Source organism: Streptomyces sp. NPDC006872, from assembly GCF_040635845.1.
In the GTDB taxonomy this organism is placed as follows: Bacteria; Actinomycetota; Actinomycetes; order Streptomycetales; family Streptomycetaceae; genus Streptomyces.
This window is the reverse complement of the sequence record NZ_JBEYIL010000004.1, coordinates 183,938-205,709: the sequence shown is the minus strand read 5'-3', so window position 1 is coordinate 205,709 and position 21,772 is coordinate 183,938. Positions and strand designations below refer to the sequence as shown.

At 75.0% G+C, this 21,772-nt stretch carries 2 protein-coding genes; both read right to left on the bottom strand.

Annotated features, from left to right (window positions below):
* Positions 1-297 precede the first annotated feature (297 nt).
* Positions 298-3,651 (bottom strand): ACP S-malonyltransferase, encoded by a 3,354-nt coding sequence (gene fabD, locus ABZ725_RS13840; RefSeq protein WP_358802891.1) that lies wholly within the window; start codon positions 3,649-3,651, stop codon positions 298-300.
* Positions 3,648-21,770 (bottom strand): amino acid adenylation domain-containing protein, encoded by an 18,123-nt coding sequence (locus ABZ725_RS13835; RefSeq protein WP_358802890.1) that lies wholly within the window; start codon positions 21,768-21,770, stop codon positions 3,648-3,650. The genes fabD and ABZ725_RS13835 overlap by 4 nt, the downstream gene beginning before the upstream one ends.
* Between the last annotated feature and the right edge of the window lie 2 nt (positions 21,771-21,772).

Below are 21,772 nucleotides of genomic sequence, written 5' to 3'. Positions count from 1 at the left end.
CCTGGACCAACTGGACGCCCGTGGACGGTTTCTACGACATGTGCCATGTCGTACCGCAGGACTCGCATGCCAACACCACAGATCACGGACCAAGATCCGGACCAGGTGCGGACCAACTCGGCTCAGCAGCAGACGATTCCACCCTTTTCCACAGGTCAAAGGCGACGGTGAGCGTGTGACACCAGCAGACCAAGAACCTGCTGGTGTCGTACTCGCCGAAGAAGCTGGGCTTCTTCTAGGCGCAGGAAAGGGTGCCTGAACAGGGCAGATGCCCGTCAGGCACCCTTCAGGCGCCCTTCACCGCGCAGAGTTGAGCAACGAGCCGAGACATGCGGAGAGGTGGACGGCGGCGCCGTCCATCAGGGTGTCGGCGATCGTCTCCACCGTGCGGGCTCGCCACGGATGGAGCTCGGTGTCCGCGACCACCTGGTTGAAGGCGCCCATCGCGGGGCCGCAGTGCACCAGGTAGTCCACCCGGAAGCGCTGGTCACCGCTCACGGCGAGGCGGAAACCGCGGGTGAAGTAGCCGCGGAACACAGCCGCCAGCTGCTGCTCGGGGGTACTGCCTGCGGCGACGGGCGCGGGGGCCTCGCCGCCCAGGTACCGGTCGAGAACCTGGCTCCTGGTCTCGTCGTCCAGCTGGGCGAGCGAGCCGTGCCGGCGCCACAGCTCGTGCAGCCGGGACGCCCGCGCCGGGAAGAACAACCCCCGCTTGAGGTAGCGGGCCTGGACGCCGAGGTCGAACAGCTCGCCCCAGGGCGCGGTGTCCACGTCGTACTCGCGGGCCTCCTGAAGGATGTCCTTCACCTCCGCGCTGGTGGCCGCCTCCACGGAGCACTGGTTGACCGAGCCGGTCAGGACGAAGTCGGCGCCGAGCAGGAACGCGGCCCCCGCGGCCTCGGGCGTGCCGATGCCGCCCGCGCACCCCACGTGCACCCGGTGACCGCCCGTCGCCGTCGTGTCGCGCAGCCGCAGCACGGCGGGCAGCAGGGTGAGCAGGTCGGCGGTGCTGCTCAGCCAGCCGCCATCGGCCTCCACGCACAGATCGTCCGCCATCGGCCGGCCGGCCGCCGCGCGGGCCTCCTGCGCGGTGACCTCGCCCGCCTCCAGCAGCCGGGCGACGAGCCGCTCCGGCGGCGGGGCCAGGAACTCGGCGGCCACGTCCGTGCGGGACACCTTGGCGACGATCCGGCCGCCCTTGAGGCGGAACCGGACCAGCGCCGGGGTGATCAGCGGGAAGCCGGACGCCTCGACCAGGTCGACGCCGTGCCGCAGGAGCAGGTCCACCAGGGCGGACTCCTCCTCGGGGGCGCCGTGCCGGTACAGCAGGTTGACGCCGAAGGAGCCGCCCAGGCCCAGTTCCCCGGCCAGGTCGCGCAGCAGGCCGTCCACCTCGTCGAGGGGCAGGCCGCCGGTCCCCAGGAAGCCGAGCAGCCCGGCCTTGGCCGCCGCGCCCAGCATCTCGCGACCCGAGATGCCGCCGTACAGGGCGCCCAGCAGGTACGCGCGCCGCAGACCGTACCGCTCGCGGAAGGTCGCGGCACCGAGGTTGTCAGCCGTCGGGGCGGCAAGGGCCGCGGGTCGTACGGGGGGCGGCAACTGGCCGGAAGTCAGCGGATCGTCGAGACGTTCCCCCGCTCTCGGCGCGGGCAGCGGATCGTCGAAACGTTCCCCCGCTCTCGGCGCGGGCAGCGGCTCCGTGTTCTTCCTGATCTTGGCGACCAGATTGGCCAGGACCCGGCCCGGGCCCAGTTCCACGAACTCGAAGTCGCCGTGGCCCATCAGCCGACGCACCGTGTCGGTCCAGCGGACCGGGGAGTCGATCTGTGCGGTCAGGTTCGCCTTGACGGCGCCGGGGGCGTACGGCTGCGCGTCCACGTTGGCCAGTACCGGGACGGCCGGGGTCCGCAGGGTGAAGCCGTCCAGGAAGCGGGCGAACTCCGCGGCGGTGTCGCGCATGTGGCGGGAGTGGAAGGGCGCGCTGACGTTGAGCCGGACAGCGCGGACACCCGCCGACTCGAAGGCGGCGCGGGCGTCGTCGACGCGCTCGGCCGGACCGGACAGCACGAACTGGTCGGGGGCGTTGTAGTTGGCCAGGTCGATATCGTCGAGGCCGGAGTCGGCGAGCACCCGCAGCACGGTCTCCTCGTCGCAACCGACCACCGCGGCCATCCCGCCACCGCCGGCCTCCGCCATCAGGGCCCCGCGCCGCTGCACCAGGCGCAGCCCGGTCTCGAAGTCGAAGACGCCGGCGGCGAACAGGGCGGCGTACTCGCCGAGGCTGTGGCCGATCAGGTAGTCGGCCGGCTCGGCGTCCTCGGCGAGCCGGTCGAGGTAGGTCAGGACGCTGACGACGTAGAGCGCCGGCTGTGTGTACTCGGTACGGCCCAGGCGGCGCTCCGGGTCGTGGACGCACAGTTCCTCGATCGAGTAGCCGAGCACGTGGTCGGCGATCGCGGTCTCCCCCGGGTACCTGGCGAACAGCTCCTTGCCCATCCCCCGCTGCTGAGACCCCTGACCTGGGAAACCGTAGACCTTCATACCGTGTGCCTTCCTTGCCGTCTTCACTGCCACCGGAGCCGGATGTGGATGTGGATGTGGATGTGGTGCATGTGGACGTGTGATCGCAGTGGGGGAGAGAGAGGGGGCCGGTGCCGCGAGTGTCCGGGCCTGTTCCAGGACCCGTGGGTCGTGGCCGAACGGGCTGAGCAGCGGCAGCGAACGGGAGCGGTCACCCGCCGGGAGGTTGCCGCGGACGAAGTTGTGCAGGGTGCCCGAGGGGCCCAGGTCGAGGTAGAGGAAGTCGCCGCGGGCCCGCATCGCGGCCATGGCCCGCTCGAACTCGATGGGTCTGCGGGCGACCTGCCAGAAGTGGTCGGCGCCGGGCCGCTCGACGAGCCGTCCGTCCACGCACGACACCCAGGGGATGCGCGGTGGGGCGAAGGGCACCCCGTCGAAGACGGCCCGGCACTCGGCGAGGACGCCGTCCATCAGGCTGGAGTGGTAGGCGTACTCGACCGGCACCCGCTGGTGCAGGACGTCGGCCGCGCGCAGGGTCGCCTCGGCCCGGTCCAGGTCCGCGTCGGCGCCCGCCACCACGATGTGGCCGGGGTAGTTGCGGGCGGCGACCTCGCAGCCGGGCAGCGCGGGGATCCGATCCCGGCCGTCCGGGCGGGTGATGACCGCGAGCAGCCCGCCGCGCGGGCCCGCCGGCAGGCTCTCCGCCTGCCGGACGAGCAGCCGCAGGCATGTCTCGGCGTCGATGCTGCCGGAGAGGACCGCGGCCGCGTACTCGCCGAGGCTGGAGCCGAGCAGGTAGTGCGGCTCGATGCCGACCGCGCGCAGGGTCTCGGCCAGGGCGAGTTCGATCATGACGATCGCCGGGTGGGTGAGACGTGTGTCGATGAAGGGGTCGTTCTTGCGCCGGGCCGGGTCGAGGATCCGGGCGAGGACCGACTCGCCCAGCAGCCCGGCGGCGACGGTGTCGTACCGCCGCAGGGCCGAGCGGAACACCTCGTCGGATTCGAAGAGTTCCTCGCCCATGCGGTAGTACTGCGAGCCCTGCCCGGAGAACATGAAGACCACGGGCAGGCGCCCGATGGGCGGCTCGTTCCTCGGGGGCGTCGGGGGCGTCCCGGCGGCCGCGGTCATCGGTACGTCTCCCAGAACAGGCCGGCCGCCGACCGGGCAGGTGCGTCGGGCGCCTCGCAGGCAGCGCCCCGGATGACGACCGTGCGCTCCGACGGGGGCTGCGGCAGCGGCGCCCGGGCGGCGCGGTGGTCCGCCGGGGCCGGGGCGAGCAGCAGATGCGCGTTGGTGCCGCCGTCGGCGAAGCAGTTGAGCGCGGCCCGGTCCGCGCCCGCAGGCCACGGGCGGGGCTCTCTCGGGAAGTACATCGCGGAGGCGTCCAGGTCGAAGTGCGGCAGGGGCTGCTGTCCGGAGCGGAACGGCACCTGCTGCCGGTGGTGCAGCATCAGGACGACCTTGATGAACGCCGCGATGCCCTCCGCGGCCAGCGGATGACCGATGTTCGGCTTCACCGATCCGAGCGCGAGCCGCAGGGAACGGGCCGGGCCGGCGCCGTAGACACCCTCGATCGCCTTCAGTTCGATCAGGTCGGTGACGGTCGAGCCGGAGGCGTTGGTCTCCACCCAGCCGACGTCCTGCGGCGCACGGCCGCTGAGCGCCAGCGCCTCGGCCATCACGTCCTTCTGGGCCCGCAGGTTGGGGGTGGCCGGTCCGGCGGTGCGGCCGTCGTTGTTGATCGCGATGCCCTCCAGTACGGCGAGCACCCGGTCGCCGTCCGCCCGGGCCTGGGCCAGCGGCTTGAGGACGACGACGCCGACGCCCTCACCGAGCACCAGGCCGGCCGCCCGGCCGTCGAACGCGTGGAACTCCGGCCCGGGGTTGAGCAGCCCACGCTGCCCGAACACCCGGTGCGCCCGGTCGTCCGCGAGCAGGCTCACACCGGCGACGACGGCCGACTCGACGGAACCCGTGCGCAGTGCCTGTACGGCCATGTCCATCGCCACCAGGGCGGAGGAGCAGGCGGTGTCCACCACCAGGCTGGGGCCCTGGAAGTCGAAGAACTGGGAGATGTTGGCCGCGAGGTAGTTCTGGCCGGTGACCACGACCGGGTTCTTGGCCCGCTCCAGGGCCGCCGGGTCGGGGGTGTGGGTGGCCCGGCCGCCGACGTACACGCCGACCCTGCGGCCCTTGAGGTCCGCCGGGCGGTGACCGGCGTGGTGCACCGCCCTGTCGACCTCCTCCAGCAGGAGCAGCGCCTGCGGGTCCATCGCCTTGACGTCCGCCTCCGACAGCAGGAACCGCTCGGGCGCGAACCGCAGCACCTCCGGCAGCAGCCCGGCGTGGTAGCCGAGGGAGCGGCCGAAGCGGGAGTCCGGGACGGGACGCAGAGCCGTACGGCCGTCCCGCAGCAGCTCCCAGTAGGCGTCGGCGGAGTCGGCGTCGGGGAAGCGGCAGGAGAGGCCGACCACGGCTATGGCGCCCGCTCGCGGGTCAGGGGTGTGGGAGGTGGCGCCTTGCCGGTGGATTGTGGCGGGTGGGGCGGCGGGTGTGTCGAAGGCCCAGACGGGAGCCGGGGCGGCGGATTCCGACGGCGCCGGGGCGGCGGACTCCGCAGCCCCGTCCTCAGCCTGAGTCTCAGCCTCAGGTGCCGTGCTGCCGGTCTCCGTGCCGCCGAACTCTGCGAGCAGCTCCGTCCGGTGTTCCTCGCCGAGATACGCCGCGAAGCCGTCCATCGTCGGGTGTTCCAGCAGGGCCGACGGGTCGACCGAGACGTCCAGGCGCTGGGCGACGGTCTGGACGAGCTGGGTGACCATGATCGAGTCCATGCCGTAGTCATGGACCGGGACGTCCCCGGCCAGCTTGGCGCGGTCGAAGCGCAGTTCCGCCGCGAGCCGGTCGAGCAGCCAGGAGGTGACCGCCTCGACGGCGGCGCGCACGTCCGCGCCCGCGCCGGCCACCGGTCGTGGCGCGGCGGCCGGTGCGGCGGGCGGGGCGGCCGGTGCGGCGGGCGGGGTCTCCAGGCGCCGTGCCGTCAGGCGCTCGACGCTGAACTCGGCGCCGGGGCGTGGCAGTACGGGCAGCACGACCCGGGCGCCGCCCTCCAGCGCACGGTCGAGCAGGGCCAGCCCCTGTGCGTCCGTGAGCGCGGCGAGGCCGGAGGCCTGGTAGGCGGCGCTGCGGGCCTCCCCCATGCCGGTGTCCTTCCAGCTCGGCCACTGCACGCTGACCAGGGGCAGGCCGTACGGGCGGGCCTCGGCCACCGCGTCCAGGTAGGCGTTGGCCATGGCGTAGTCGCTCTGGCCGACCGCGAGGGCGGGAACGGCGGCGGCGACCGACGAGTACAGCACGAACAGGCCGAGCGGCTCGTCCCGGAAGCACTCCAGCAGGGCGTCCAGGCCGAACACCTTCGGTGCGAGGACACGGTCGACGCCGGTCTGCGGCTTGCGGACGAACGCCGGGTTCTCGAAGTCGGTGAAGCCCGCGCTGTGGATCACGCCGCCGACCGGGCCGAGCCGCAGTCTGACGTCGGCGAGGACCTTGGCGAGCGCCTCCTTCTCGTCCAACGGCACGGCGATGGCCTCGAGTTCGACGCCCTGGGCGGCCAGTTCGGCGAGCGGGCGCAGCTTGCGCCCCAGCGGGCCGTCCGCGGCGATGTGCGCGGCCCATTGCGCGCGCGGCGGCAGCTCCTCGCGGCCGGTGAGGACCAGCTTGCGCACGCCGTGCCGGGCGACGAAGTGGCGCGCGGTGAGCAGCCCGAGGCCGCGCGTGCCGCCGGTCACCCACAGCACATGGTCCGCGGGGAAGCCGAGTTGGGCGCGCTGTTCCCGCGGGGCCTCGGCAAGCGTCGCCAGGTGGCGCGCTCCCTCGCGGTAGGCGACCTCGGCGGGCTCGTCGTCGGCGGACAGTTCCTCGGCGACCCAGCGGCACAGTTGCTCGTCGGTCGCGGCGTGGTCGATCTCCAGGTGGCGGGATCGGACGTGGCGGTACTCGCTCTGCAGCATCCGGTACAGGCCCACCCGGGCCGCTCCGCCGAGGGCGGGCGCACCGCGCGAGACGAGCAGGGCGCGCAGGTCGCGGCGGCCGAGGTCGATCAGGTGCTGGAGCCAGCGCAGCCAGGAGGGCAGGTCGGCGTGCGTGGGCGGCAGCACGGGTCCGGTGCAGCCGGCCAGGTCGACGACGGCGTCGAAGCGGTCCCAGCGGGTGCCGGCGTCGGTGAGTTCGGCGGCGACCCGGTCGACGGTGAGCACCTCGGCGGCCGGCAGCGCCGCCGCGAGCCGGGCGGCCAGCGCCTCGGTGCCGGGTGCGGCGAGCACGGCGGTCAGGGCGGGCGGCGCCGAACGGGGCACGGGCGGGGCGGGGCGCCACTGCCGAGTCAACAACAGCCCCTCGGGGTCGCGTCGGGCGCCGGAGACGCCGTGGCTCGCATCGGACGCGTCGTGGTCCGCGCCATGAGCGCTCCGGCCGCCGCCAAGTGCGTCGCGGCCAGTGCCGAGTGCGTCACGCCCGGCGCCGAGGGCGGCCAGTTCGGCGTCGGCCGCGGCCAGCCAGACCCGGTCGCCGTCGAAGGGGTAGCCGGGCAGGGCCACCCGGGCGGGCCTGCCGCCGGGGTGCAGGGCAGGCCAGTCGACCTGCTGTCCGCCGGTCCAGGCGGTGGCGTACGCGGCGGGGTCGGCGGGGAGCCGCTCGCCCGCGGCGGGCCGGCGCGGGTCGACCACGCCGGTCCAGCTGCCCGCCGGGGTGCCGCCCGCGGCGAACTCGTCGAGACGGGCGCACAGTTCGGGCAGGTCGTGGAAGAGCACGGCCAGCCGGTGGGCCATCGCCTCCCGGCCCCTCTGCAAGGTCCAGGCGACCTGCGCGGGGGTCACGGCGGTGCCCTCGGCGCGCAGGTGGCCGACGAGCCGCCGGGCCTGCGCGGCCAGCCGGCCGGCGTCCCGCGCGGAGAGCACCGCCAGCTGGAGACCGGTCGGGGCGGCCTCGGAACCGGCACCGTCGCCGTCGCCGTCGCCGACGTACTCCTGCAGGATGATGTGGGCGTTCGTGCCGCCCGCGCCGAAGGAGCTCACGCCCGCCGTCCTCGGCCGTACCCTGCCGTCCGCCAGGACGCGGCGGGGCCAGGGCGCCCGCTCGCGCTGGACCTCGAACGGGGTCGCCGTGAAGTCGATGTTCGGATTGAGGCGGTCCGCGTGCAGGGACGGCGCCAGCTCGCCGTGCCGCATCTGGAGCAGCACCTTGGTGATCGCGGCGATGCCGGCGGCCGACTCGGCGTGGCCGATGTTGGACTTGACCGAGCCGATGGGCAGCCGCTCGGGCGGCTCCTCGCCGAAGGCCCGCAGCATGCCGGTGATCTCGACCGGGTCGCCGAGCGCGGTGCCCGTGCCGTGCGCCTCCAGGTAGTCGAGGTCGGCGGGCGCGAGCCCGGCCCGCTCCAGCGCCGTACGCACGAGGTCGCCCTGGGCCTTGGGGTTGGGGACGCTGTAACCGGCGCCCGCGCCGCCGTGGTTGACGGCGGACGCCTTGACCACGGCGAGGATCCGGTCGCCGTCGGCGAGGGCCGCGTCCAGGCGCTTGAGCAGGACGGCACCTGAACCCTCGGCGGGCACGTACCCGGTGCCGCCCTCGCCGAAGCTGCGGCAGCGCCCGTCCTCGGCGAGGAAGCCGCGCTGGGCGAGCTGGAGGAACTTCACCGGGTGGCTGGAGATGTTGACCCCGCCGGCCACGGCGACGTCGCAGTCGCCGTTGCGGATGGCGAGGCAGGCCTGGTGGATGGTGACCAGCGACGAGGAGCACATGGTGTCCAGGCCGATGCTGGGGCCGGCGAAGTCGAAGAAGTACGACACCCTGTTGGCCACCGAGGCGTACGACGAGGAGGTCGCGAAACCCTCGCCGCGCAGCGCCTCCTGGACGCCGTACAGCTGGTAGTGGCCGTACATCATGCCGACGAACACGCCGGTGCGGGTGCCGCGCAGTTGCTCGCGGGTGTATCCGGCGTCCTCCATCAGATGCCAGACGGTCTCCAGGAACACCCGCTCCTGCGGGTCGGTGTGCTCCGCCTCGATCTGCGACATCCGGAAGAACAGCGGGTCGAAGCGGTCGGCGCCGGGGACGAAGCCGCCCCACTTGCCGTAGGTCTTGCCCGTGGCGGACTTGTCGGGGTCGTAGAACAGGCCGTGGTCCCAACGGTCGGCGGGGATCTCCTCGACGCTGTCCCGGCCGGCGCGCAGGTTGCGCCAGAACTCGGTGACGTCGTCGGCCTGGGGGTAGCGTCCCGCGACGCCGATGATGGCGATGGCGGCGTCCTGCGGGGCGGGCGCGACCGGCTCGGCCGGCTTCGTCGGAAGCACGGCCGCCGCGGGGGCGGTGGTGTCCGGGACGGCGGCCGGGAACGCTCCGGGGTGGGCTCCGGCCAGGTGGCCGGCGAGGTCGCGTACGGTCACGTACTCGAAGAGCAGGGTCTTCGACAGCGGGCCGACGTGTTCCTCCAGGCGGCGGATCAGGCTCATGGTGATGAGCGAGTCCACGCCGTAGCGGTCGAAGGGTTCGGCGACGGCGATCTCCGCCTCGGGCAGCTTCAACTCCTCGGCGAGCAGCCGCAGAACCAGTTCCTCGGCGCGCTCGTGCGCCCCGGGCGCGGCGGTGGCGGACCCGTCCTTGTGCGGTTCCGCGTCTTCGAGGGCCCGGAGGATGCGGTCGGGGTCGCCGGCGGCCAGGAGCAGGCGCGGCGCGGTGTGGGCGAGGGCGCGGTCCAGGGCCTGCAGGGCGGGGGCGGTGCGCAGCGGGCGCATGCCGAGCACACGCTCCATGTAGGCCTCGGCGTCGGCGTCGACGCGCATCCCGCCGTCGGCCCAGACCGGCCAGGCGGCCGCGAGGGTACGACCGTGCCGGGCGCCCTCCCGGCGGCGCCGCTCGCGCTCCTCGGCGAAGTGGTCCAGGAAGGCGTTGGCGAAGGCGTAGTCGCCCTGGCCGGCGTTGCCGAAGGCCGCGGCCGCCGAGGAGAGCGCGACGAAGTAGTCCAGCGGTTCGTCCGCCGTCGCCTCGTCGAGCAGCACGGTGCCGTGCACCTTGGCGGCGAGGACGGCGTCCGCGTCCGCCCGCCGCTTGGTGCGCAGGAGCCCGTCGCGGAGGACGCCGGCCGCGTGCACGACGCCGCTGACCGAGCCGTGCGTCCGGCGGGCCTCGGCCACCAGGTCGCGTACGGCGGCCGGGTCGGTGACGTCGGCGAGCACCACCAGGGCGCCGAGGGCGTCGGCGCGGGCCCGGGTCTCGGGACCGGGGGCGGTGCGCGCGGCGAGCACGATGCCACCGCGGGTGACACCGGCGGCCCGCCGCGCGGCGGCGATGTGCTCGGCGACGAGCAGGCCCAGGGCGCCGGTGCCTCCGGTGACGATGTGCGCGCCGGCGCCGGTGAACGCGGCGCCCGGCGCGGCCGGGAGGCTCACGTGCCGCCAGGCACGGCGGGCCCGGCCCTCCGCGTCCATGCGCACCTCGGGGCCGCCGTCCGCGCCGAGTTCGGCGACGACGGCCTCGGCGAGCGGGCGGCCCGCGGCGAGGGCCAGGACGCCGAGGGCGACCGACGGTTGCTCCAGGCGCACGGTGCGGGCGAAGGCGGCCATCGCCGGCTGGGCGGGCGACGGGGCCGGCTCGGGGTGGACGTACAGATAGCGCAGCGCGTCGCGGCGCTCACGCTGCCAGGCCCGCAGGAAGGCCAGGGCCGCGTGGAAGCCGTGCTCCACGGAGTCTTCGGCGGTGCGGTCGCGTCCGGCCAGGTGGACGACGTGGACGGGGCCGGCTCCGGCGGCGCGCACGGCGGCCTCGGCGTCGAAGCCGCTGCCGAGCGGGATGCGACGGACATCGGCGCCCGTCGCCGTGAGGGCGACGGCCACGTCGGTGGCGTCGCCGGCGTCGGCGGAGGCGGGCTCGAGCAGCAGGACCCGTGCGGCGGAGGGGAGTCGGCCGGGCGGAGCGGGTGCGGCCGCCCAGAGGGGCTCGAAGGCGTGGACGACGTCGACGGCGGGCGCGGCCAGCATCCCGGGCGCGGGTGCGGTGTCCGTTGCCCGCGTGGCGTCCGTCGGGCGCAGCGCCCTCAGTGTGAAGGACTCCAGCGTGGCGGCCACCTGCCCTCTCTCGTCGAGCAGGGCGACGTCGAAGGCGAGGGAGCCCGCCGGGGCCGGACGCCGGGCCGGGGTGGCGTACGCGTAGCCCCGCTCGGGCAGAGCGGCGTACAGCCGGACCGAGCCCAGGGAGAACGGCAGGTACGGTGCCGGGCCCGCCGGGTCCCCGGCGCCGGGGACGAGCCGGCCCGCGGTCTGCAGGGCGGCGTCCAGCAGGGAGGGGTGGAAGGCGTACGCACCGGCGTCCGCGCGCTGCGGCTCGGGCAGGCGCAGCGTCGCCAGCGCCTCCCCGGGGCCCTCGGCGATCTCCTCGATCACCCGGAAGGCGGGACCGTAGGCGAAGCCGAGCCGGACGAAAGCGTCGTAGCAGTCGGCCCCCGCCTGGACGCGGGTGCAGCGGGCCCGTACGTCCGCCGGGGCGATGGGGGCGGGCCGAGAACCGGGGTCGTCGAACCGCAGGGTGCCGCCGGCGTGCACCGGCGCGTCCTCGGCGGCGCCGCCCACCTCGAAGGCGGCGCGGGAGCGGTCGCCGGTGACGCGGACCAGCAGCGGGTGCCCGGTGTGGCCGGAGGCGAGCCGGACCGGCGCCGCCCACACCAGGTCGTCGACGCCGCGCACCGGGGCTCCCCCGGCGGCGAGTTCGCCCGCCAGGCGGCCCATCTCCAGACAGGCCACGCCGGGCAGCACGAGGTCGCCGCCGACGACGTGGTCGCGCAGGAAGAACTCCTCGCCGGTCAGCGTCTTGGCGAACCGCTGCTCGCCGAAGGTGGAGACGTTGGCGTCCAGGAGGGTGGGGTGCAGTCGGGGGCCGGGCTCTGCGGGGCGCTCGCCGGGGGCGACCCAGTGCCGGGGGCCGGCGAACGGGTAGGCGGGCAGGTGGACGCGGCGTCGGGCGGCGCCCTCGTGCAGGGTGCGCCAGTCGACGTCGGCGCCGTGCAGCCAGGCGGCGGCCAGGGCGTGGAGGTCGCGCCCGTCCGGGGAGACGGGGTCGCCCGCCTGAGGGGCCGTCACCTGGGCGGTGCGTACGGCGGAGGGGCGCCCGGCCAGGTACGCGGTGAGCTCGGCGCGCAGGGCCGCGGCGCCGTCGGCGACGACGGTGAGCCGGTGCGGCATGGGTTCCCGGCCCGTCTGCAGGGTGTGGGCGAGGTCCTGGGCCGGGACGTCCTGGCGCCCGAGGTGGTCGGCGAGCCGGGCGGCCGAGCGCCGGAGCGCGTCGCCGTCGCGGGCCGAGAGCACGAAGACCTGCTGGACCGCAGGCTCGTCGCGGGTGTCCGGCATGGGGGGTTCCTCCAACACGATGTGCGCGCCCGCCCCGCCGAAGCCGAAGGAGCTGACGCCGGCACGGCGGGGCAGCTCGGCTCCGTGTGCGTCCCGGGGACGCGGCCAGGGCCGGGCGGTGGCGGCGACCTCGAAGGGTCCGCCGTCGAGTTCCAGGTAGGGGTTCTGCTCGCGGAAGTGCAGGCTGGCCGGGACGGTGCCGTGCCGCATCGACAGGACTGCCTTGAAGAGTCCGGCGATACCGGCGGCGGCCTCCAGGTGGCCGATGTTGGTCTTGACCGAGCCGATGGCGCACGGAGCGGACCCGCCGGGTGTGTCCTCCCCCGCCCGCAGCCGCCGGAAGGCGGTGCTCAGGCCGATGGTCTCGATGGGGTCGCCCAGGGCGGTGCCGGTGCCGTGCGCCTCGATGTAGCCGACCGTGTCCGGGTGGACGCCGGCGGCCCGGTAGGCCTCGACCAGCAGGTCGGCCTGGGCCTCGGGGTCGGGGGCGGTGAGCGAGGTGGTCCGGCCGGCATGGTTGAGCGCGGCGGCCTTGATCACGGCGTGCACGGCGTCGCCGTCGCGTACGGCCCGCTCGTACGGCTTGAGCAGGACGACGCCCGCGCCCTCGCCGCGCACATAGCCGTCGGCGCGGCTGTCGAAGGCCTTGCAGCGGCCGTCGGGGCTGAGCATCTCGCCCTGGCTGAGCGCCTCGTAGACACCCGGGGCCAGGATGAGGCTGACGCCGCCCGCGATGGCCAGGTCGCAGGTGCCGTCGCGCAGGGCGGCGCAGGCCTGGTGGACGGCGGTGAGGGAGCCGGAGCAGGCGGTGTCGACGGCGATGCTGGGGCCACGCAGGTCGAGCAGGTACGACACGCGGTTCGGGACGATCGACAGGGCGGCACCGGTGAGGGTGTGGCCCTCGGTGGCGCGTCCGGCGGCCCGCTGCACCTCGTGGTAGTCGGAGTTGGTGACGGCGATGAACACGCCGACCCGCTTCCCGGCCAGCTCGGAGGGGCGGTGGCCGGCGTCCTCGACGGCCTGCCAGACGGTTTCGAGCAGCAACCGCTGCTGCGGGTCCATCAGTTCGGCCTCTCGGGGTGAGATGCCGAAGAACGCGGCGTCGAACCGGTCCACGTCCGGGGCGAAGCCGCCCCAGCGGGAGCGGGAGCGCGGATGGTCGCGCCAGTCCCAGCGGTCGGCGGGGATCTCGCCGACCAGGTCGTCGCCGGCGGCGAGGTGGTCCCAGAACTCCCTGAGGTCCATGGATCCGGGCAGGCGCCCGGCCATGCCGATGACGGCGACCTCACGGCCGGCGGGGGCCACCGGGGTCTCGGACCCGGCAGGGACCGCCGGCATCTCGGACCCGGCCGGAGCGGTCTGTTCGGTGGCGGGTGCCTGCGGGGCCGTCCCGAAGTGGGCCGTCAGCGCGGCCGCGTGCTGCTCCCACAGGTGCTCGGCGAGCGCGTGCAGGGTGCCGCGGCGGTAGAAGAGGGTCGGGTACTCGGTGATGCCGTACACCTTGCGCAGCTCGGCGCTGAGCGCGGTGAAGCTCACGGAGTTCATGCCGGTCTCGCCGAGCGGCGTGTGTGCGCCGATGTCCTCGGGGCGCAGGTCCACCAAGGCGGCGACCATGCGGGCCAGCTCGGCGACGAGAGCCTGCGTGCGGCCGCCGGACGCCCCTGCCGGGGCGCCGGCGCGGGCCGCGGGCGGGGACCCCGCGCCGAAGCGGGCGCGCAGGTCGGCCAGGGGCAGCGCGGCCAGCGCGGTGCGGTCGGTCTTCCCGTTCAGGGTGCGCGGGAAGCCGGTCACCCGGACCAGCGCGTCGGGCACCATGTGGTCCGGCAGCCAGGCCGCCAGCAGCTCGCGGTCCGGCTCGGCCGCGCCGTCCTGAAGGACGTAGCAGGCGAGCAGGGTGTGCGAGCCCGCTGCCTGTCCACGGGCCACGACGACGGCCTCGCGGACGCCGTCGAGCCGGCGCAGGGTCGCCTCGATCTCCTCCGGCTCCACCCGGTGGCCGCGCACCTTGACCTGGGAGTCGAGCCGGCCGAGGTACTCGATCGTGCCGTCGGCGAGCCGTCGTACGAGGTCGCCGGTGCGGTACATGCGGGCCTCGGCGCGCGCCGCGAACGGGTCGGTCAGGAAGCGCTCGGCGGTCAGTTCGGGGCGGCCCAGATAGCCGTCGGCCACGCCGTCGCCGCCGATGTACAACTCGCCGGCGACGGCGGTGGGGACGGGCCTGCGCGCGCTGTCGAGGACGTGCAGCGCGGTGTTGGCGATCGGGGCGCCCAGGGTGACCCGGCCGCCCGGGGTGAGGCGGCTCGCCGCCGACCAGATGGTGGTCTCGGTGGGGCCGTAGAGGTTCCACACCTGACCGTTGCCCGCGAGGAGCGCCTCGGCCAGGTCGGCGGGCAGCGCCTCGCCGCCGCACAGCACCTTCAGCGCGGGGTCGCCCTGCCAGCCGGCGGCCAGCAGCATGCTCCAGGTGGCCGGGGTGGCCTGCACGACGGTGGGGCGGGCCCGTTCGAGGGCCTCGCGCAGCCGCAGCCCGTCGCGGGCGTCGTCGGCGGCGAGCAGCTCCACCGTGCCGCCGGTGACCAGCGGCAGGTACAGCTCCAGGCCGGAGATGTCGAAGCAGACGGTGGTGAGGGCCAGCAGGGTGTCGCCGGGTCCGAAGCCGGGCTCGCGGGCCATCGACCACAGGAAGTTGGTCAGCGCGCGGTGCGGCACCCGGACGCCCTTGGGACGGCCGGTGGAGCCGGAGGTGTAGATCACATACGCGGCGTCGGACGGGCCGGCCGGGCCGGGCGAGGGCAGGGCCGGCGGACGCTCGGAGGTGTCGACGACCAGCCGGGGCACCGCCGCGAGGCCGACGCCGCAGGTGGAATGGGTGAGCAGCAGGTGCAGCCCGGCGTCCTCGGCCATGTAGGCGAGCCGGTCCTGCGGGTAGGCGGGGTCGAGCGGTACGTAGGCGGCACCGGAGGCCTGGACGGCGAGGAGCGCCACCGGCAGGTCCTGGTCGCGCGGGAGCAGCACCCCGACGTTCCGGCCACGGCCCGCTCCGGCGGCGGTGAGCCGGGCGGCGAGAGCGTCCACGCGCTGTACGAGCGTGCGGTACGTCAGTTCGGTGCCGGCGTGGCGGACCGCGACCGCGTCGGGCCGGGCGTCGGCCTGCCGTCGTACGAGTTCCCAGACCAGGGTGTCCGCCGGGTAGTCGGCGGGGGCGGGCGGGGTGAGCCGGGCCCGCTCGTCCTCGGTGAGCAGCTCCAGGTCGGCCACCGGGGTGCCGGGCCTTTCGACGGCGGCGGCGAGGAGGGTGGTGAAGTGGGCGCCGAGGCGGGCCACGGTCTCCTCGTCGAAGAGGCCGGGGTCGTACTTGAGCGTGTAGCGGCAGCCCTGCTCCTGCTCGACGACCTCCAGGGTCAGGTCGAACTCGCCCTCCTGGTGCACCCCTTCGACCGGGCCGAGCACCACGGCGTCGCCGGACGCGCCGCGGCGGGCGGTGCGGGTCCAGTTCTGGAAGTAGAAGGCGACGTTGAAGGGGGTACCGGCCTCGGGGTCCGCGCGGCGGAGGTCGTCGGCCAGGGTGATCAGCGGGTACACGCTGTGTTCCAGGGCGTCCAGCACGGTGCGGTGGACGCGGCGGACCAGGCCGCGGAACTCCTCGGCGCCGTCGACGCGTTCGGCCAGCACCACCATGTTCATGAAGTAGCCGAGCGTGTCGTCGAAGCCGCTCGCCGGGCGTCCGGCCGTCGGCGTGCCCACGGCGATGTCGGCCTGGTCGCTGTAGCGGTGCAGCAGCGTGAACCAGGCGGCGAGGACGACCCCGAACAAGGACGTCTGCTCGGCGCCGGCGAGCGCGCGGGCCCGGTCGGCGACCGCGGCCGGAATGTGCCCGTCCAGGCTCGCCCCGTGGAAGCCCGGCGCGGCCGGACGGGGCCGGTCCAGCGGCAGCGGCACGGTGGTCCTGCGCCCGCGCAGCCGTTCGGTCCAGTACGCGCGCAGCCGTCGGCCCTCGGCGCCGGCGAGCAGCTCGCGCTGCCGGGCGGTGAAGTCGGCGTAGCTGCGGGCGGGGCGCTCGGCGGGGAGGGCGCGGCCCGCGAGGAGCGCGTGGTAGCCGCGTTCCAGCTCGCGCAGGAGCAGGGCGATGGAGACGCCGTCGAAGACCAGGTGGTGGAAGGTCAGCAGCAGCGCGTTACGGCCGTCGCCCAGGGTGTAGAGGGTGGCGCGGACGAGGGGGCCGGCGGCGAGCTCGAAGGGGCGGCGCAGGTCGGCGCGCATCCGGTCACGCAGCTCGGCGTCGCTGTCGGCGGTCAGGAAGACCTGCTGGAAGGGGAGTTCGGGCTCGGTCGCGATCCGGGCGTACGGCCCCTCGTCGCCGGCGTGGACGGTGGCCCGCAGCTCGGCGTGCCGGTCGACCACGTCCTGCAGGGCGGCCCGCAGGGCGAGCACGTCGAGGCCGCGGTCGAGCCAGAGGGCGAGGGGCAGGTTGTAGGCGTAGGTACCGGGCGCGATCTGCTCGATCACCCAGAGGGCGCGCTGGCCCTCGGACAGGGCGTGGCGGCTCTCCTCACCGTCGGTGCGCGGGCGCAGGACGCGGGCCGCGGCCTCGGTGGCCGGGGAGACGGCGGGGGCGGTGGCCGGCGCAGGTGCGGTGGGCGCCGGGGCGGGTGTCCCGGGCGCTTCGGGCAGGGCGGGCCCGGCCGCCACCCCGGCGAGCCGGTCGGCGGCCAGGTGGGCGGCGAGCTCGCGCAGGGTCGGCTGTTCGAAGAAGTCGCCGAGCGGTACGGCGACGCCGAACTCCTCGTCCACGGCGGCGACGATCTTCATGCCGCTGAGCGAGTCGAAGCCGTAGTCGGCCAGCGGGCGGCCGGGGTCGATGCGCTCGTCCAGCTTGAGCACTCGTTCGACGAGGTCGCGCAGGCGCTCGGTGAGGGCGTCGGTGGAGGTGGCCGCGCCCGAGGAGACGGGGGCGGACGCGGCGGCGGTGGCCGGGCCTGCCGTGGGCGCGGGCGCGATCGGCAGGACTCCGTCGCTCTCCGCCACCAGGACGGTCTGGCCCAGTGCCGGGTCGCCGGCGCCCAGCGCGTGGACCGGGGCGTATCCCTCCTCGTGCAGGAGCCGGGTCCAGCCCTGCGGGGAGGCCAGCGGGGAGTCGGGCATGCGCAGGTGGCCGTCCTCGAAGGCCCACCAGCCCTCCAGGACACCGCCGCCGATGGTCAGCAGCGGCCGTACGGAGGTCAGTTCGTTGAGGACCAGCCAGCCGCCGGGGCGCAGCAGCGCCTTGGCCTTGCGCAGGGTGGCCCGCAGGTCGCTGGTGGCGTGCACGACGTTGGTGGCGACGACGAGGTCGGCGCAGGCCGGCTCGAACCCCTGCTCCACCAGGCCGCGTTCGAGGTTGAGCACCTGGAAGCGGGCGAAGTCGTAGCGTTCGGCGAAACGTTCCCGGCCGTGTTCCAGGAAGCGCGGCGAGATGTCGGTGAAGGTGTACCCGACGCGTCCCGGGTGCGCGGCCAGCGCGGGCAGCACCCGTTCGCTGGTGGCGCCGGTGCCGGCGCCCAGTTCCACGACCTCGACCGTGCGGCCCTGCGGCAGCTGCGGCAGGCGCAGGTCCAGGAAATGGCGGACCGTGTCGCGGACCAGGAGGTTGAAGGAGTCGGTGAGCGGGTTGCCCTTGTAGAAGTTCTGCACCAGCTTCATCGAGGAGCCGGGGAACATGATCTCGGTGGCGCCCACCTCGCCGCGCAGAATACGCGGGTACGCCTGGAGGAACAGGCGGTTGAGGGTGACCGTGGGCTCGATGTCCGGGAAGGCCGCGGCGATCCGGTCGAACTCCGCCTCCCAGCGGCCCGAGTGCTCGTCCGCGTCGACTCCACCGACCGCCGCTGTGCTGCTGACCAGGTCGCCGTCGCGGGTCAGGAACCCGGCGTCGGCCAGGATGTTGAGCAGTGCCTCGTGCAACCGCCGAAAGCGGTCGAGGATGCCGAGGCGGCCGCGCAGCTCCTCGGCGCCGTGCCGTTCGCCGGAGCGCCGGAAGGCTCCCATGCGCTGGTAGACGCCGAGCAGCATGGGTGCGGAGACGGCCTCCAGCTCCTCGTATCCGATGAGAACGCGGCGGGCGGCCGGGGCGGCGGCGGTACCGGTGCCGAGGTGTCCGGCCGCGGCGGCCAGGGCGGCCGGGTGGCCGCCGCCGAGGACCTCGGCGTCCAGGGCCGGGTCGTGGCCCATGGCCTCCAGGGCCCGGCGTCCGGCACGGATCGGCATGACCTGCGGCAGCCCGCTGCCGAGGATGCGGTGGACGGCGGCGATGCCCGCGGCGGGGCTGAAGGCCTGGATGCCGAGCCCGGCGAAGATGTCGGCGAGTCCGGGCTCGGCGCCGGAACCCACCATGCCCCAGTAGCCCTGGTTGACGACGGTCACCGGACACGGCAGCCGGTCGCGCAGGAACAGCGCGTAGGCGTCCTCGGTGGCGGAGGCGCAGATGTAGGCGCCGTTGCCGGCGAAGCTGCCGAAGGAGCCGGCGGAGGAGAAGTAGACCAGGAAGTCGAGGTCCTGGCCCTCCACGGCGGCGGCGAGCGCGGCGGCGCCCTCGGTCTTGACGCGGGTCGCGGCGGTGAAGGTCTCCTCGTCGAGATCGGCGAGGGCATGGTTGTCGAACACCATCGCGGCGTGCACGACCCCGTGCAGGGCACCGAAGCGGCGGTGCGCCTCGGCGACGGCGGCGGCGAGGTCCGCGGGGGCGCAGGCGTCGCCGCGGACGTGGGCGACCTCGCCGCCGAGGGCGCGGATCTCCTCGGCGGCGGCGCGCTGTTCGGGGCCGAGGTCGCCGCGGCTGAACCACACCAGCCGGGCCCGGTGGCGCTCGGCGAGGTGGCGGCTGAGTTCCTGGGCGATGCCGCCGGTGCCGCCGATGAGCAGGTAGACGCCGCCGTCCCGGAAGACGGGGCCCGGGGCGGACAGGGTGACGCGGCCGAGGCGGCGGACGTAACGGGCCCCGCCGCGCAGGGCGACGGTGCGGCCGGTGGCGTCGGCGGGAGCGGCCAGGATCGCGTCGGCGAGAGCGGCGGTCGCGTCCTCGCCCGTGAGCTCGGCCGAGGCGAAGTCGAGGGCGCCGACCCGGAGTTCGGGGCGCTCCTTGGCCACCACCTGGAGCAGGCCGTGCAGGCCCGCGGCGAAGGGGTTGGCAGCAGTGCTGCCCGCGACCGGGTGGACGTCGCTGGTGACGACGACGAGGCGCGCGGCGCCGGCGGAGCGGACCAGGCGGAACAGGGAGAGAGCGCCGGTGCGCAGCTGTTCGGCGGCCCGGTCGGCGCCCAGGCCCTCGGCGATGCCGGTGCCGACGCCGCCGAGGTGGAGCACCAGGTCGGCGCCGTCGGCCCGCTCCAGCCAGGCGGACGGGGGCAGTTCGTCGATGCGGACCGGCTCCAGACGGCTCTGGGGGATGCGGGCCGAGATCGCCTCGGCGAGCCAGGCGGAGGCCTCGGTCACCAGGGCGACGACGCGGCCCGCGCGCGGGGCGGGTCCGGGAGCGGGAGCGGGTCCGGGAGCGGGAGCGGGTCCGTCCTCGCGTACCCACAAGGGCCGGTAGAAGTCGGGGAGTTGCTCTGCACAGGCGTCGTCGGACCCGGACGGCGGTGCGGGGGCGATACGGGCCGGGGGCTCGGGGATCCAGTAGCGCTTGCGGGCGAAGGGGTAGGCCGGCAGCTCGGTCCGGCGGGCCGCGGCGGGGGTGACACGGGACCAGTCGACGTCGGCGCCGGCCAGCCAGTGCTCGGCCACCGCCACCAGGTCCCGCCGGGCCAGGGCGGTCTCGAGCGCGTCGGCCTCGGTGCCGTCGAGGACGACCCGTGCCCGGGTGGCCCGGCCGGTGCCGATCCGGGCGTCGGCTGTGCCCTTGGCGTACGCCTCCAGCAGCGCGGCCGCCTCGGCCACCGAGCCGACGGCCAGGGCCAGTCGGAACTCGTGGGGGGTACGGCCGGACTGGAGCGTGTGGGCGATGTCGGCGAGGCGGAGGGGGCCTTCGGCCGGGCGGGTGGCTCCCTGAACAGCGGCGACGGCCTGTGTGCCGGCCGCGCCCGACGCGTCCGGGGCGTCCGGGGCGTCCGGGGCGTTGTCGGTCGGCCCGTCGGCGCCTGCGGTCCCGGCGATCGCCTGCGCCATCGCGCCCAGCGTCGGCGCCATGGCGACGGCCGCGGGCAGGGCGCCGTCCAGCTCCGCCGTCAGCGACGCCTCGAAGCGGGCGCGTTCGGGGATGCCGAAGCCGCAGTCGGCGAGGTCGGTGCCGAGGTCGAGGTACTCGGGGGCCACGCCGACGGTTTCGGCGGCCAGGCGCAGACACAGCCGCTGGGCGTCGCCCAGGGCGTCCCGGACGGGGCCCGCCGGGTCCGCGCCCGTGGCGCCGCGCAGGAACGCGGCGAGGTCGGCGGCGTACGCGCACAGCCGGTCCTCGCTCTTGGCCGACAGGACGAGGAGCTGGTCGGCGTCCGGGGCGACGGGCTCGGCCGGTGCTGTGCGGTACTCCTCCACGACCAGGCAGGCGTTGGCGCCGCCCCCGCCGAAGGAGCTGACGACGGCGCGCAGCGGGAGCTCGCCGTCGTCCCCCGCGGGCACCCAGGGCCGGAGGGTCTGCTGCACGTCGAAGGGCGTGGTGGTGAAGTCGATGCCGGGGTTGCGCCGGGCGGAGTTCAGCGAGGGCGCCAGTGTGCGGTGGCGCAGCTGGAGCAGCACCTTGGTCAGGCCCGCGACACCGGCCGCCGACTCCAGGTGGCCGATGTTGGACTTCACCGAGCCGACGGCGACCGTCGGCCGCTCGGCCCGCTCCGCCGCGTCGATGCGCCCGCCGAAGGCCTCCACGAGCCCGGCGATCTCGATGGGGTCGCCGAGCGGGGTGCCGGTGCCGTGGGCCTCCACGTAGCCGACGGTGGCCGGGTCGGCCTGGGCGCGGTGCAGGGCGGCGCGGATCACCTCGGCCTGCGCGGCCGCGCTCGGCACGGTGTAACCGCCGGTCTTGCCGCCCGCGTTGATGGCGGAGCCGCGGATGACGCCGAGGATGCGGTCACCGTCGGCGATCGCGTCCTTCAGGGGCCGCAGCAGTACGGCGCCCACACCCTCGCCGTCGACGAACCCGTCGGCGTCCGCCCCGAAGCTCCTGAGCCGGTCGCCGCGCGAGATCATCCCGCGGTCCGCCAGCATGCGCAGGTGCATGGGGTGCAGGATCAGGTTGACGCCGCCGGCGATCGCGGTGTGGCACTCCCCCGACCTGATGCTCTCGCAGGCCAGGTGGATCGCGGTGAGGGAGGCCGAGCAGGCGGTGTCGACGGCGAGGCTCGGGCCGGTGAAGTCGAAGGTGTACGAGACCCGGTTGGCGATCGACCAGTGGTTGGAGTGCGCGTCGGTGCGGACGCCGAGGGCGGTGGCCTCGCCGCCCATCCACTCGTAGTTGTTGTTCATGACGCCGGCGAAGACGCCGACCGGGCCCCGGGCGGCCAGCTCGGCGGCCGGGTGGCCGGCGTCGTCCAGGACGGCTGCGGCGGTCTGCAGGAACAGCCGCTCCTGCGGGTCCATCGCCTCGGCGTCGGCCGGCGATATCTGGAAGAAGAGCGGGTCGAACTTGTCGACGTCGTCGATGAATCCGGCCCACTTGCTGTAGCTGCCGCGCGTGCCCGCCGGGTCGTGGTGGGCATCGGCGTCCCAGCGGTCGGCGGGCACCTCACGGATGCAGTGCCGGCCCGCGGCCAGGTTGTCCCACAGCTCGGCGGGCGTCTCGGCCAGCGGGTAGCGGCCGGCGACGCCCACGATCGCCACGCCGTCGCTCGCCGGGGCCGGGGCGGAGGCCCGGGCCAGCAGGCTCAGCAGCAGCTTTCGCTTGTCGTCCACAG